Origin of the sequence: Micromonospora sp. CPCC 206060 (assembly GCF_036906895.1) — a bacterium.
In the GTDB taxonomy this organism is placed as follows: domain Bacteria; phylum Actinomycetota; class Actinomycetes; order Mycobacteriales; family Micromonosporaceae; genus Micromonospora.
The window spans coordinates 65,237-79,246 of sequence record NZ_JBAKHU010000021.1 but is presented as its reverse complement, the minus strand read 5'-3'; the positions used below and the strand labels follow the sequence as shown (position 1 = coordinate 79,246).

12 protein-coding genes are annotated in these 14,010 nt (G+C 70.7%); 6 read left to right on the top strand and 6 right to left on the bottom strand.

What is annotated here, in order from left to right; translation table 11 throughout:
• Window positions 1-5 precede the first annotated feature (5 nt).
• Together V6U90_RS15795 and V6U90_RS15790 are read right to left on the bottom strand one after the other, a co-directional pair.
• A complete protein-coding gene (locus V6U90_RS15795) occupies window positions 6-965 on the bottom strand; it encodes a glutamate ABC transporter substrate-binding protein (protein ID WP_334436376.1) in 960 nt (319 codons plus the stop codon).
• 110 nt (window positions 966-1,075) lie between these two features.
• Entirely contained in the window at window positions 1,076-1,804 is a 729-nt protein-coding gene (locus tag V6U90_RS15790; protein ID WP_334436433.1) for an amino acid ABC transporter ATP-binding protein, read from the bottom strand.
• A 192-nt stretch (window positions 1,805-1,996) separates the two neighbouring features.
• Here V6U90_RS15790 and V6U90_RS15785 point away from each other — a divergent pair, with 192 nt between their 5' ends.
• The gene (locus V6U90_RS15785) at window positions 1,997-3,163 is read left to right on the top strand and encodes an ROK family transcriptional regulator (protein WP_334436374.1); all 1,167 of its coding nucleotides are present in this window, start codon (window positions 1,997-1,999) and stop codon (window positions 3,161-3,163) included.
• Between the two features lie 97 nt (window positions 3,164-3,260).
• Complete coding sequence (locus V6U90_RS15780; RefSeq protein ID WP_442933593.1) at window positions 3,261-3,746, top strand: nucleotide pyrophosphohydrolase; 486 nt, start codon at window positions 3,261-3,263, stop codon at window positions 3,744-3,746.
• A gap of 16 nt (window positions 3,747-3,762) precedes the next feature.
• On the opposite strand, the gene V6U90_RS15775 is transcribed toward V6U90_RS15780, so the two are convergent.
• From V6U90_RS15775 to ilvD, 4 genes are all read right to left on the bottom strand, one after another.
• A complete protein-coding gene (locus tag V6U90_RS15775; protein WP_334436372.1) occupies window positions 3,763-4,698 on the bottom strand; it encodes an HNH endonuclease in 936 nt (311 codons plus the stop codon).
• 142 nt (window positions 4,699-4,840) lie between these two features.
• On the bottom strand, window positions 4,841-4,957 hold the full coding sequence (locus tag V6U90_RS15770; RefSeq protein WP_442933592.1) for a DUF397 domain-containing protein: 117 nt from the start codon (window positions 4,955-4,957) through the stop codon (window positions 4,841-4,843).
• Window positions 4,945-5,247 (bottom strand): Scr1 family TA system antitoxin-like transcriptional regulator, encoded by a 303-nt coding sequence (locus tag V6U90_RS15765; protein ID WP_442933591.1) that lies wholly within the window; start codon window positions 5,245-5,247, stop codon window positions 4,945-4,947. Before V6U90_RS15765 ends, V6U90_RS15770 begins: the two co-directional genes overlap by 13 nt.
• 257 nt (window positions 5,248-5,504) lie before the next feature.
• Entirely contained in the window at window positions 5,505-7,352 is a 1,848-nt protein-coding gene (gene ilvD / locus V6U90_RS15760; protein ID WP_334436370.1) for a dihydroxy-acid dehydratase, read from the bottom strand.
• 128 nt (window positions 7,353-7,480) lie between these two features.
• Here ilvD and V6U90_RS15755 point away from each other — a divergent pair, with 128 nt between their 5' ends.
• From V6U90_RS15755 to ilvC, 4 genes are all read left to right on the top strand, one after another.
• Window positions 7,481-9,814 (top strand): putative bifunctional diguanylate cyclase/phosphodiesterase, encoded by a 2,334-nt coding sequence (locus V6U90_RS15755; RefSeq protein WP_442933596.1) that lies wholly within the window; start codon window positions 7,481-7,483, stop codon window positions 9,812-9,814.
• A gap of 220 nt (window positions 9,815-10,034) precedes the next feature.
• Window positions 10,035-11,930 carry an acetolactate synthase large subunit gene (locus V6U90_RS15750; RefSeq protein WP_334436364.1) on the top strand — a complete coding sequence of 632 codons (1,896 nt, stop codon included), beginning with the start codon at window positions 10,035-10,037 and terminating at the stop codon, window positions 11,928-11,930.
• Window position 11,931: 1 nt separating this feature from the next.
• Window positions 11,932-12,447, top strand: coding sequence for an acetolactate synthase small subunit (ilvN, locus tag V6U90_RS15745; RefSeq protein WP_334436361.1), 516 nt, complete (start codon window positions 11,932-11,934; stop codon window positions 12,445-12,447).
• A 70-nt stretch (window positions 12,448-12,517) separates the two neighbouring features.
• Window positions 12,518-13,531, top strand: coding sequence for a ketol-acid reductoisomerase (gene ilvC, locus V6U90_RS15740; RefSeq protein ID WP_334436358.1), 1,014 nt, complete (start codon window positions 12,518-12,520; stop codon window positions 13,529-13,531).
• Window positions 13,532-14,010: the final 479 nt, after the last annotated feature.

The window sequence follows — 14,010 nt, the reverse complement described above, 5'->3', positions numbered from 1 at the left end:
GATCCTCAGGAGCCTTCGACGGAGCCGATCACCGGCGGGGTGGGGGCGTCGCCCTCCACGACCGAGCCGAGGGTGGCCTTCCACACCTTGGCCCAGGTGCCGTCGGCCTGGATCTTCTTGAGCCAGTTGTTGACGAACTCCTTGAACTGGGCGTCCTCGCGGTTGATCCCGATCCCGTAGGGCTCGCTGGTGAACGGCTCGCCGACCACCTTCATCCCCGGGTTGGACTTGGCGCCCGAGGCGAGCAGCGTGAGGTCCTGCACGTACGCGTCACCGCGGTTCTGCAACAGGGCCTGGATGGCCTGCGGGTCGGTGGCGAAGGCGACCTGCTTGGCGTCGGGGGCGACCTGCGGCAGCGCGGTGACCGCAGGGGTGTTCGCGCCGACGATGACCGTCTTGCCGTTCAGGTCCTTGGCGCTCTTGATCGAGGTCTCGTCCTTGCGGACCGCGACCGCCAGGCCGGAGGTGAGGTACGGGCCGGCGAAGGCGACCTGGGTGGCCCGCTGCGGGGTGATCGTGTAGGTCTGGAACACCGCGTCCACCGACTTGGCCTGGAGTATCGCCTCCCGGGTCTGGGTGCCGATGGTCACCGTCTTCACCTCGGGCTTGCCGATGATGTACTTGGCCAGCAGCTTGGCCAGGTCGGCGTCGAAGCCCTCGATCTGGCCGCTGACCGGGTTCTGCTGGGCGAGCAGCGGGGCGTCCAGCGAGCCACCGATGATCAGCTCACCGCGCTTGCGGATCGCCTCCATCGTCGAGCCGGCCGGGATCTCCGCGTCCGTGGCGACCGGCGCCGCGTCGATGACCGCCTGGACCGAGTCGCCGCCAGCGGCCGGCTTGCCGGGCAGGGCGGGCGCGGACGTGCTGTCGCCGCCGCAGGCGGTCGCGCCGAGCGCGACGGCCAGCGCACCGGCGGCCAGCGCCAGCGAGCGCCGCCGGGTCAGGTTGTTGTGCAGGATTGACATGCCACCCTCCGTCGGGGGTCGAAGCTGAACGATCTCGGGGTCGTGCGGAGGTTCTCGGGTACTGCGTTTCAGTGCTGGAGGAGCTTGGTTCAGTGCTGGAGGAGCGTGGTTCAGTGCTGGAGGATCTTGGAAAGGAAGTTCCGCGCCCGCTCGGTGCGGGGCGCGGCGAAGAACTCGTCCGGGGGAGCGGTCTCGACGATCCGGCCGTCGTCCATGAAGACGACCCGGTCGGCGGCCCGGCGGGCGAAGCCCATCTCGTGGGTGACCACGATCATGGTCATCCCCTCCGCGGCCAGCGAGACCATCACGTCGAGCACCTCGTTGACCATCTCCGGGTCGAGTGCCGAGGTCGGCTCGTCGAAGAGCATCACCTTGGGCCGCATGGCCAGCGCCCGGGCGATCGCGGCCCGTTGCTGCTGGCCACCGGAGAGCTGGGCCGGGTACCGGTCGGCCTTGTCGGCGATGCCGACCCGGTCGAGCAGGGCCAGGGCCTGTTCGCGGGCCTCGGCCCTGGCGATCCGGCGGACCTTGACCGGGCCGAGGGTGACGTTGTCCAGGATCGTCCGGTGCCCGAAGAGGTTGAACGACTGGAACACCATGCCGACGTCGGCCCGGAGCCGGGCCAGTTGACGCCCCTCGGCGGGGAGCGGCTCCCCGTCGATCTCGATCTGGCCCGCGCTGGCCACCTCCAGCCGGTTGAGGCAGCGGCACAGCGTCGACTTGCCGGACCCGGAGGGACCGACGACCACCACCACCTCACCTGCCGCCACGGTGAGGTCGATGTCCTTGAGCACGTGCAGTGGACCGAACCGTTTGTGCAGGCCCTGGACGGTGACCATCGGCCGCTCGGGCCGCGACGGCCCGGTCCGGCCGACGCGATCGGGTGCCGTTGTCGGTGCCACCACTCTCCTCACTTTCTGCGATACTCGAACTAAGTCGGCTATCCAGCGAAGCAACGACGCCATCTAAAGCTAGCCCAAAAATTAAGTCAACGGCTTGCCGGGACAAAGTTGGGATGCTAAGAACCACCCGTGACGATTGACGACGCGCAGCGCGACACCCTCCGGGGCAGCCCCCGCGACCTGCTCCGGCTGGTGGCCAGCGGAGCGGCGGTCAGCCGCGCGGACCTGGCCCGGCTCTCTGGGCTCTCCCCGTCGACCGTCTCCCAGCGCGTCGAGGTGCTGATCAGCCAGGGGCTGCTCCAGGAGACCGGCGCCGGCAAGTCCCGAGGCGGCCGCCGGCCCCGGCAACTCGCGGTGCCCACCGGTGGCGCCGTGATCGGTGCGATCGACCTCGGCGCCCACCACGCCCGGATCGGCACCCTCGACCTCGCCGGCCAGGTCGTCGCGGTGCGCTCCCGACCGGTACGCATCGACGACGGTCCAGAGGTGGTGCTCGGTGAACTCCTCGCCGAGGTGACCGACCTGGCCGCAGCGGACGCCGGCACAGCCGGTAGCGCGCTGCGCGGGATCGGCCTCGGCATCCCCGGCCCGGTCCAGCACCCCACCGGCCGGATCGTCAGCCCGTCCCGGATGCCCGGCTGGAACGGCTTCGACGTCGCCACGTTCTGCCGGAACCACACCGACGTGCCGGTCATCGTGGACAACGACGCCAACCTGATGGCCCTCGGCACCCACCGCGCCGTGCACTCCGAACTGGACCACGCCGTCTACATCAAGGCCGGTACCGGAATCGGGGCCGGGGTGATCTCCGGTGGACAGTTGCACCGGGGCGCCCAGGGCTCTGCCGGGGACATCAGCCACTGCCGGGTCGTCGCCACCGACCCCGCACCCCTGTGCAGCTGCGGCAACACCGGCTGCCTGGAGGCGGTGGCCAGCGGCGCGGCACTCGTCCGGGCCCTCGGCGAGCAGGGCGTACCCGTCGACGACCTGACCGGGGTGATGCGCCTCATCGACGACGGCGACCGGCACGCCACCGCCCTGGCCCGGCAGGCCGGCCGCTCGATCGGGGAGATCCTGGCCGTGGTGGTCAACTTCTTCAACCCACAGGTCGTCGCGATCGGCGGCCGGCTCGCCGAGTGCGAGCCGCTGCTGGCCAGCATGCGGGCCACCCTCTACGAGCGCTGCCTGCCGCTGGCCACCCAGACCCTGCTCATCGAGCGGGTCACCGTCGGCCCCGACGTCGGCATCATGGGCGCCGCGCAACTGGTCATCGACCGGGTCGTCAACCCGGCCTGACGGTAAGGAAGGGCCCCTTCTTATCGCTTTCGGTATAGGAAGGGCCCCTTCCTAACACCTGCGTCAACCGGGACCCCCGCCGCTATCGTCGGTCGGCATGGACAACCGACCGGACCAGGGCCCGCATCCGCGCCAGCCGGGCGTCGCTGCCGCGCCCGTCCGACGCGACGAGATGGTGGACCGGGAGCGCGCCGTACCAGCCAGCCTCGCCGAGTACGCCGACCAGCTCCGCGCCTTTGCCGACGAACGGGACTGGCACCCGTTCCACACGCCGAAGAACCTGGCCATGGCGCTCGCCGGGGAAGCCGGTGAACTGCTCGCCGAGTTCCAGTGGCTCACTCCGGAGGAGTCGGCGCAGGTGATGGCCGATCCGGTGGCCGGTGCGCGGGTACGCGCCGAGATGGCCGACGTGCTGAGTTACCTGGTCCGGTTGGCCGACGTACTCGGAATCGATCTTCTGGCGGCGGCGAGCGAGAAGATGGTGGAGGTCGCCCGCCGCTACCCGGTGCCGACGGACCGGGTGTGGACGGACCCGGTGCCGACGGACCCGGCATCGACCGACCCGTCGGTGACCGACGGGTAGAGCCGGCGATCCGCGTTCAGGCTGCCTTGAACACCTCGTCGAGATGCCATTCCAGGAACTCGCGGTTCGGTCTGTCGTGCCGTGCTGCCGGCACCGAGATCTCCGTCCCGGCCCGCGAGTAGAACTGCTCCCCGTTGCCGAACTCAGCCCGCAACCGGGGACTGACCAGCAACCGGTGCTTCGGGTCGACCGCCAGGTACCCGTGGTCGTAGAGGGTGTGCACATCCGACCGGAGCAGGAGACCGTTGTCGAGGCGGTGTTCACCGCCGGCCGGTAGCGGTCTGATGTGTGCGGCCTGCAGGACCGGCTGGATCCGGTCTCCGGTGATGGCACAGCGACGGCCGTACGCGCTCAGCACGACCGCCTTGAACGACTGCTGTCCCAGCCGGTACGGCGCCAGGCGCGGATCGCCGAACGCCGGTCCTGGCCGGTGCCACGGTTCGGTGGTGTCGATGTCGACTGCGGCTCCCAGCAGGCGGCCGACCAGGATCTCGAAATACGCCGCCGTCGACCTGTCGGCCATGTCGTAGCCCTTGCCCTGCACCACGTTCGGCGCGAAGCCGGGTGGTGGCGCCGAGGGTTCGTCGTATGGGAAGAACACCGTGTCCCGGATGAGGACGCAGCCGATCGTCGGGTCCTCCGCAACGGGGATGGGCGACAGGCGGTAACGGCCGACGATCCGACGCATGGCGGCCAGGCCGGGCACGCCGTTGCCCTCGCCGAACATCTCCCACGCCTCAGAGATGCGGAGCTGGACGAAGCCACTGAAGAAACCGCCGCCGACCACCCTGTTGTGCGGGTGGTGGGTCTTGAAGAAGAAGGGTTCGCCGGGAGTCAGCGCGCGGAAGGCGCGGTCTCCGGCCGGGCGCCAGAAGTTCACTTCGGACAGGTCCGGACGCTCGGCGAGGAAGCGGAACCAGTCGCCGTCCGTCACTCCGACGTACGCCTTCACACCGGGATTCTGCATTCCCCGTGCCGATCCCGCCATCCCGGCCCATGCCGGCTCGGTCGGGCCAGGTCCGCCGCGGTGGGCGGAACGCGACGTGTCCCCGGCGGCGGGTCCGCCGGGGACACGCTCCTTTGCGGGTACGCGGTCAGCGGCGCCCGGTCGACCGGATGAAGTCGGCCCAGGCGGCCGGGGTGAAGGTGAGCACAGGGCTGGCGGCGTCCTTGCTGTCCCGCACGGCGACCACGCCGATCACGTCAGCCATGATGAACCTCCCCAATGCTCGGCGTCGGCCAGGAGCTTCCGGAGCTGGTCGGCCATCGTGGCCGTCATCCGGAGCAGGGCGGCCTCGGCGAGGACGACGTCCAGTTGCGGGGCCGGTGGCAACCGCCGGTCCAACAGCCCCTGGCGCGGCAACCGCACCTCGACCAGCCGTTGCCGTTCGGCCCCGGTCACCTCCGCGCGGTGCCGGTGCACCGCGTTGGCCTGGCCCCGGCTCTGTAGCAGGCCAGGAATCAGCGCTTCGTCGAATCGGCTGAAGTGAAGCATCCGCATCTGTGAATATCTATTTTACGAACCGGCTCCGGGCGGCCGGGGGTGGCGGGCGCATCGGGGTCGGTCGGCGGCCCTCGCCGGAGCGTGGTGAGCAGAAGCCCTGTTCCATCCTGGCCCGGCCGGTGCGTGACCCCTGTGCCCCGGTCGGGCCGGTGCGTCGGCGGCGTACCCAGCCGCAGCGGAGGCACCGGCCGGCAGGCGTTAAGAAGGGCCCCTTCCTCTACCGAAAGCGATAAGAAGGGGCCCTTCCTTACACCTCAGTCGGGGACGCGGCGGTAGGCGCCGTCGCTGGCCGAGGTGGCCATCGAGGCGTACGCACGCAGCGCGGCGGACACCGGCCGCTCCCGGTCCAGCGGGGTGTACGGCTTGTCGCGCTTCTCCTGGGCGACCCGGCGGGCGTCGAGCACGTCGGCCGGCACGTTCAGCTCGATGGACCGGCCGGGGATGTCGATGACGACCTCGTCGCCGTCCGCCACCAGGGCGATCAGCCCACCCGAGGCGGCCTCCGGGGAGACGTGCCCGATGGAGAGTCCGGAGGTGCCACCGGAGAACCGGCCGTCGGTGAGCAGGGCGCAGGCCTTGCCCAGCCCCCGGCCCTTGAGGAACGAGGTCGGGTAGAGCATCTCCTGCATGCCCGGCCCGCCCTTCGGCCCCTCGTACCGGATCACCACCACGTCTCCGGCGACGACCTGCTTGGCCAGGATCGCCTCGACGGCGGCGTCCTGCGACTCGTACACCTTGGCCGGGCCACGGAAGGTCAGGCATTCCTCGGATACTCCGGCGGTCTTCACCACGCAGCCGGCCGGGGCCAGGTTGCCGTGCAGGATGGCCAGCCCACCGTCGGCGGAGTAGGCGTGCTTCCGGTCCCGGATGCACCCGCCGGCCGCGTCGGTGTCCAGCGTCGACCAGCGGTTGGTGGTGGAGAACGGCTCGGTGGTGCGTACTCCGCCGGGCGCGGCGTGGAACAGTTCGACCGCCTCCGGCCGGGCGGAACCGCCCCGGACGTCCCAGTCGGCCAGCCACTGCGTCAGGTTCGGCGCGTGCACGGCGTGTACGTCCCGGTTGAGCAGCCCGGCCCGGTCCAGTTCACCGAGGATGGCCGGGATGCCACCGGCCCGGTGCACGTCCTCCATGTGGTAGTTCGGCGAGTTGGGCGCCACCTTGGCCAGGCAGGGCACCCGGCGGGAGATGGCGTCGATGTCGGCGACGCTGAAGTCCAGCTCGGCCTCGCGGGCGGCGGCGAGCAGGTGCAGCACGGTGTTGGTCGAGCCGCCCATCGCCACGTCCAGGGCGACCGCGTTCTCGAACGCGGCGCGGGAGGCGATCGCCCGGGGCAGCACCGAGGCGTCGTCTCCGTCGTACCAGCGCTTGGCGATCTCCACGACGGTGCGGCCGGCGTCGACGAAGAGCGACCGGCGGGCGGCGTGGGTGGCCAACGTCGAGCCGTTGCCGGGCAGCGCGAGCCCGATCGCCTCCGTCAGGCAGTTCATCGAGTTGGCGGTGAACATGCCGGAGCAGGAGCCGCAGGTGGGGCAGGCGGAGCGTTCGATCTCGCCGAGCTGCGAGTCGGTGACCGCGTCGTTGGACGAGGCGATCATCGCGTCGATCAGGTCGATCTTGGAGTGCACGATGCCCTCGATGGCGACCGTCTTGCCCGCCTCCATCGGCCCGCCGGAGACGAAGACGGTGGGGATGTTGAGCCGCAGTGCGGCGAGCAGCATCCCGGGGGTGATCTTGTCGCAGTTCGAGATGCAGACCAGGGCATCCGCGCAGTGCGCGTTGACCATGTACTCCACCGCGTCGGCGATCAGCTCCCGGCTGGGCAGCGAGTAGAGCATCCCGCCGTGGCCCATGGCGATGCCGTCGTCGACCGCGATGGTGTTGAACTCCCGACCCACGCCGCCGGCCTCGGCCACCGCGTCGGCGACCAGTCCGCCCATGTCCTTGAGGTGTACGTGCCCCGGTACGAACTGGGTGAAGCTGTTGGCGATGGCGACGATCGGCTTGCCGAAGTCGTCGTCGGTCATCCCGGTGGCCCGCCACAGGGCCCGGGCACCGGCCATGGTCCGGCCGTGCGTGGAGGTCTTCGACCGCAGGTCAGGCATGGGCCCAGTGTGCCACCGCCGGTGCCGTGCAACCGGCGCCCCACCGGTTGCGTCCCAACAGTTGCACACCCGGTCCGGCGGCGGCTTGCGGTATCCGGCACAGTTGATGCGTGCACCTCACCCCGGGGATGATGGTTGTCGCGTCGACGAGCGGGGCCACCGCCGCCTTTGCCACCGTGCTGCTGGTCATCTCAGCGCGCCGCCGGGGCGGGGCGTACGGGCTGCTGGCAGCCGGTGCGGTGGCCGGGCTCCTCACCCTGCTGCTCGGCCTGCTCGGCACGATCGTGCTGATCAACGGCGGTGAAGGGCACCAGGATCCGCGTACCGACCTGGCCACCGTGGTCGCGGTCGGCATGTCGCTGAGCGGTCTGCTCTCCTGCGCCGGCCTGCTGCGCCTGCCGGGTGTCGTCGGTACCCGGGCCGCCGCGCTCCGGCTGGTGCTGGACGGCCTCATCATGGGCACCGCGCTCTGGTTCGTCGGCTGGGTGCTCTTCACCGAGCCGACCCGGCTGCTCGGCGACGTCACCCCGATGGCCTGCCTACCCATTCTGCTGGCCACGGCGACCACGGCGCTCGCCGCCGGGCTCACCCTGATCATCGTGTTGCGGGCCGCCCGGCCCCGGCGCCGGCTGGCCTGGCTGGCGGTCGGCATCACCGCGGTCAGCGCCGGTGGGCTCGGTCTCGCCTCCGGGCTCTGCCAGGGCGGCCTGGCTCTGGCCTGTACCGGTGCGCTGCTGCTCGCCGGGGGCCTGCTGACCTGCGCGCTGGTCGGGCACGACCCGGGGCCGCTCGGCTCGGTGGACGTCGACGAGGTCCGGCGGGACAGCGGGTACGCCTTCGTGCCGATGGTCGCCATGGCGCTGTCCGCCATGTACCACCTGCTGCGGCAGGGCGACTTCGACGGGTACGGCATCGTCGCCGGCAGCCTGGAGGGGTTCGCGCTGGTGGCCCGGCAGCACGTCACGCTGCGGGACCTGCGCGACTACGCGGGCCGGCTGGTCGAGCGCGAGGCGCACTTCCGTGAACTGGCGCACAGCGACCCGCTGACCGGGCTGGCCAACCGGCGGGGACTGCTGCGCGCCCTGCACCACGCCATCGGCGACCGGGGCCCGTGTGTGCTGCTCGCCCTGGACCTGGACGGCTTCAAGAACGTCAACGACCTGCACGGCCACGACGCCGGTGACGCGGTACTGGTCGAGGTGGGCCACCGGCTGCGGGGCAACCTGCGTCCCGGTGACCTGCCGGCCCGACTCGGCGGTGACGAGTTCGCGGTGCTGATGCGGGCCCGGCCGGAGGAGGCACAGCGGGTCGCCGAACGGCTGCTCGGGGTGCTCAGCCGCCCGTACGACCAGCCCGGCGGGCCGGTCTTCCTCTCGGTGAGTATCGGCCTGGCCGGCGACGCGGGGGAGTCCGACGTCGAGGTGCTGCTGCGCAACGCGGACCTGGCTCTGCGCTACGCCAAGCAGAGCGGCAAGAACCGGGTCGAGCGGTACGACGTGGCCTACGACACGATGCTGCGCCGCCGGACCACGCTGGAGCACGAACTGCGCGGCGCGATCGAGCGGGACGAGCTGCGGCTGGCCTTCCAGCCCGTGGTGGCGGTCCCCTCGGTGCGGCCGGTCGGCGCGGAGGCCCTGCTCCGCTGGCACCATCCGGAGCTGGGCAACGTCCGTCCGGACGAGTTCATCCCGTTGGCCGAGGAGTGCGGGATGATCGCCAGGCTGGGCAACTGGGTGCTGCACCAGGCCTGCCACCAGCTCTCCCGCTGGCTTGCCGAGGGCCACGACGTCTGGCTGTCGGTCAACGTGTCCCCCCGGGAACTGCACGCCCCGCAGTACGTCGACCAGGTCGCCGACGCGCTGCGGGCGCACCGGGTACCACCGCAGCGGCTGGTGCTGGAGGTGACCGAGCACACCGTTGCCGACGACGTGGACGAGCTGATCGAGCGGCTGTCCGCGCTGCGGCTGACCGGCGTACGGATCGCCCTGGACGACTTCGGTGCCGGTTACTCCTCGCTCGGCCAGCTACGCCGGCTGCCGATCGACATTCTCAAGATCGACCACAGTCTGGTCGCCGAACACGAGCCGGTCCGGCCGGTGGACCGGGACGGCCCGGCCTTCGCGCCGATGGTGGACGTGGTGATGCGCCTGGGACACCAGTTGGGCCTTGAGGTGATCGCCGAGGGCGTGACGAACCCCACGGAACTGGCTGCGGTGGTGGCCGCCGGGTGCCGGTTCGGTCAGGGGCAGCTTTTCGGCTGGGGCGTACCGGCCGAGCACCTGGAGGCGATGCTGGAGGCGGCCACCTCGCCGGGGGCCCGTCCGGCACCCCTGCGTCCCGCGTTGCCACCGGCCCCGGCACCCCGTAGCCCCTCCACGTCCGGACCGGCATCGGACCAGGTCAACCGGGCTGCCGAGGGCGATCAGTCGACGTCCGGAGTGATTCCCCCGTCCAATATTTGAGATCAGTTGACTCATCGCTTGAGATGGGGCAGTCTTGACCTCATGTCGTCGAGCCGGTCGTTCCGAGTACTTACCTGAGCGCACTCTCCCCGTTGAGAGTGCGCTGGCCCCGTGCATCTGCACGAGGGCCGTTTTTATTGCCGCTGGACCTGTCGGGGCGGGCGTCGCCCGCATTGCATCGCTTGAAGAGTCACCACCCGAGCCGAAGGCCTGAACCGTCATGACGAGACCCACGCCCGAGACCCTCGCCCATTCCGCCCGGCGGTCGCGGTCGGTCGCCGACCCGGCCCGCGAGGCCGACCAGCCCGCCGCGGCCGCGCTGCGCCCGTCCACCGTCGCCCCCAACGGGGTACGCACCGAAGCGCCGATCGAGGTCTCCGGCGCGGGCTCGCTGGTCCGTTCCCTTGAGGCGCTCGGCGTCGACGTGGCGTTCGGCATCCCCGGTGGGGCGATCCTGCCGGCGTACGATCCGCTCTACGACTCCACCGTCCGGCACATCCTGGTCCGGCACGAGCAGGGCGCCGGCCACGCCGCCACCGGATACGCACAGGCGACCGGCAAGGTCGGCGTCTGCATCGCCACCTCCGGGCCGGGTGCCACCAACCTGGTCACCCCGATCGCCGACGCGTACATGGACTCGGTGCCGATCGTCGCGATCACCGGCCAGGTGGCCCGGCCGTCGATCGGTACGGACGCCTTCCAGGAGGCGGACATCCAGGGCATCACCCTGCCGATCACCAAGCACAACTTCCTGGTGCAGACCGCCGAGGAGATCCCGCGGGTGCTCGCCGAGGCGTTCCACCTGGCCTCGACCGGCCGGCCCGGCCCGGTGCTGGTGGACATCCCCAAGGACGTGCTCCAGGCGCAGACCACCTTCAGTTGGCCACCCACCCTGGACCTGCCCGGCTACCGGCCGACCGTGCACCCGCACGGCAAGCAGATCCGCGAGGCGGCCCGGCTGATGACCGCCGCCCGCCGACCGGTGCTCTACGTCGGCGGCGGTGTGCTCAAGGCCGGCGCCACCGAAGGGCTGCGCCAGCTCGCCGAGCTGACCGGCATCCCGGTGGTCACCACGCTGATGGCCCGGGGTGCGTTCCCGGACTCGCACCCGCAGCACCTGGGCATGCCGGGCATGCACGGCACCGTGGCGGCGGTCTACGGCCTGCAGAAGTCGGACCTGATCGTGGCGCTGGGCGCCCGGTTCGACGACCGGGTGACCGGCAACCTGGACTCCTTCGCCCCGGGCGCGGCCGTGGTGCACGCCGACATCGACCCGGCGGAGATCGGCAAGAACCGGCCGGTCGACGTGCCGATCGTCGGTGACGCCAGGCAGGTGATCGAGGAGCTGATCGGGGCGGTCACCGCCGAGCGGGCCAACTCCGGTGGCCGGGTCGGTGACCAGACCGACTGGTGGGCCCAGCTCGACGACCTGCGCGAGCGTTACCCGCTCGGCTACGACGAGCCGGCCGACGGCACCCTCGCCCCGCAGTACGTGATCAAGCGGTTGGGCGAGATCGTCGGCCCGGACGCGATCTACGCCGCCGGGGTCGGCCAGCACCAGATGTGGGCCTCGCAGTTCATCTCCTACGAGAAGCCGCACACCTGGCTCAACTCCGGTGGTCTCGGCACGATGGGGTACGCCGTTCCGGCGGCGATGGGCGCCAAGGTCGGCATGCCGGACACCACCGTCTGGGCGGTGGACGGCGACGGCTGCTTCCAGATGACCAACCAGGAGTTGGCCACCTGCGCCCTGGAGGGCATCCCGATCAAGGTGGCGCTGATCAACAACGGCAACCTCGGGATGGTCCGTCAGTGGCAGACCCTCTTCTACGGTGAGCGCTACTCCAACACCGAGCTGGGCACCCACAAGCACCGCATCCCGGATTTCGTCAAGCTCGCCGAGGCACTCGGCTGTGTCGGTCTACGCTGCGAGAACGCCGCCGACGTGGACAGGACCATCGAGGCCGCGATGGCCATCAACGACGCCCCGGTCGTGATCGACTTCGTGGTCGGCAAGGACGCCATGGTCTGGCCGATGGTGGCCGCCGGCACCAGTAACGACGAGATCATGTTCGCCCGGGGCGTCCGCCCCGTCTTCGACGAGGACGACATCTGAGATGACGATGCACACGCTTTCGGTGCTGGTGGAGAACAAGCCGGGTGTCCTGGCCCGGGTCTCCGGGCTCTTCTCCCGGCGGGGGTTCAACATCGACAGCCTGGCCGTCGGTGAGACGGAGAACCCGGACGTCTCCCGGATCACCATCGTGGTCAACGCCGAGTCGTCCCCGCTGGAGCAGGTGACCAAGCAGCTCAACAAGCTGGTCAACGTACTCAAGATCGTCGAGCTGGACTCGGGGGTCTCGGTGGCCCGCGAACTGCTCCTGGTCAAGGTGCGGGCCGACCGGGTGGCCCGGTCGCAGGTGCTGGAGACGGTCAACCTCTTCCGGGCCCGGGTGGTCGACGTCGCGCCGGACACGTTGACCATCGAGGCCACCGGTACGCCGGACAAGCTGGACGCGCTGCTGCGCGATCTGGAGCCGTTCGGCATCAAGGAAATGGTCCAGTCCGGGCTGGTGGCGATCGGTCGGGGCTCCCGGTCGATCACCGCCGGCCCGGCGCTGCGCGCCGCCTAGTTTTTCCCGGCCGTCAGGCCACACAGTCCACGACGGGCCGCAGCAGGACCGCCGTACGAAAGGGAAGTCAATGAGCGTTGAGGTGTACTACGACGACGACGCCGACCTGGGCCTGATCCAGGCCAAGAAGGTCGCCGTGCTCGGTTACGGCAGCCAGGGCCACGCGCACGCCCTGTCCCTGCGTGACTCCGGGGTCGACGTGGTGATCGGTCTGCCGGAGGGCTCGAAGAGCCGGGCCAAGGCAGAGGAGCAGGGCCTGCGGGTGCTCACCCCGGCCGAGGCGGCGGCCGAGGCCGACGTGATCATGGTGCTCGCGCCGGACACCGCCCAGCGGGCGCTCTACGCTGAGGCGATCGAGCCCAACCTGACCGCGGGCAAGGCGCTCTTCTTCGGCCACGGCCTCAACATCCGGTACGGGCTGATCACCCCGCCGGCCGACGTGGACGTGGCGATGGTGGCCCCGAAGGGCCCCGGTCACCTGGTCCGTCGCCAGTACGTCGACGGCAAGGGCGTGCCCTGCCTGGTCGCCGTCGAGCAGGATGCCAGCGGCACCGGCCTGGCGCTGGCCCTGTCGTACGCCAAGGGCATCGGTGGCACCCGGGCCGGCGTGATCCGGACCACCTTCAAGGAGGAGACCGAGACCGACCTCTTCGGTGAGCAGGCGGTGCTCTGCGGCGGGGCGTCGGCACTGGTGCAGACCGGTTTCGAGGTGCTGACCGAGGCCGGGTACGCCCCGGAAGTCGCCTACTTCGAGTGCCTGCACGAGCTGAAGCTGATCGTCGACCTGATGTACGAGGGCGGCATCGCCCGGATGCGCTACAGCATCTCCGACACCGCCGAGTACGGCGACTACTCGCGTGGCCCGCGCGTGGTCGACGCCCGCGCCAAGGACGAGATGCGCAAGATCCTCAGTGAGATCCAGTCCGGCGAGTTCGCCCGGGAGTGGATCGCCGAGGACGACGCGGGCCGGCCGAACTTCGCCAAGTGGCGGGCCGAGGGTGCCGCGCACCCGATCGAGGAGACCGGCAAGAAGCTGCGCGACATGATGAGCTGGGTCGACCGGCCGATCACCGAGACCGCCTGACTGTTGCCGGACACCGGTCCGCAGCCGACGCTCTCCCCGGCGCCGGCTGCGGACCGGTGTTGTCTCTGGGCCCGCTGTCGTCTCTGGGCCCGCTGTCGTCTCTGGGCCCGCTGTCGTCTGTGGGGCCGCTGTGGCGGTGGGCCGGTGTGGGTGCTGCGGACCGCCGGCGGCTTACCGGCGCGGTCGGGGCGTAGATGTGGTCGACGCGCTGTCGAGCTGCACCGGTTGTGCGTGCAAACCGGACCGTGTCGCAGGTCTCTCCCGACGTGGGCGGGCAACCGGACGCATGTCCCGGTTTGGGTGCGGCACCCATAAACACGCCCCCGGTTGGGGGCGGTAACCCGACGCAGGTCCCGGTTGGGGGCGGCAACCGGACGTAGGTCCCGGTTGGGGGCGGTAACCAGAAACACGTGCCCGGTTGGGGGCGGTAACCCGACGCAGGTCTGCGAATGGGGGCGATAACCGGACGTAGGCCTCCC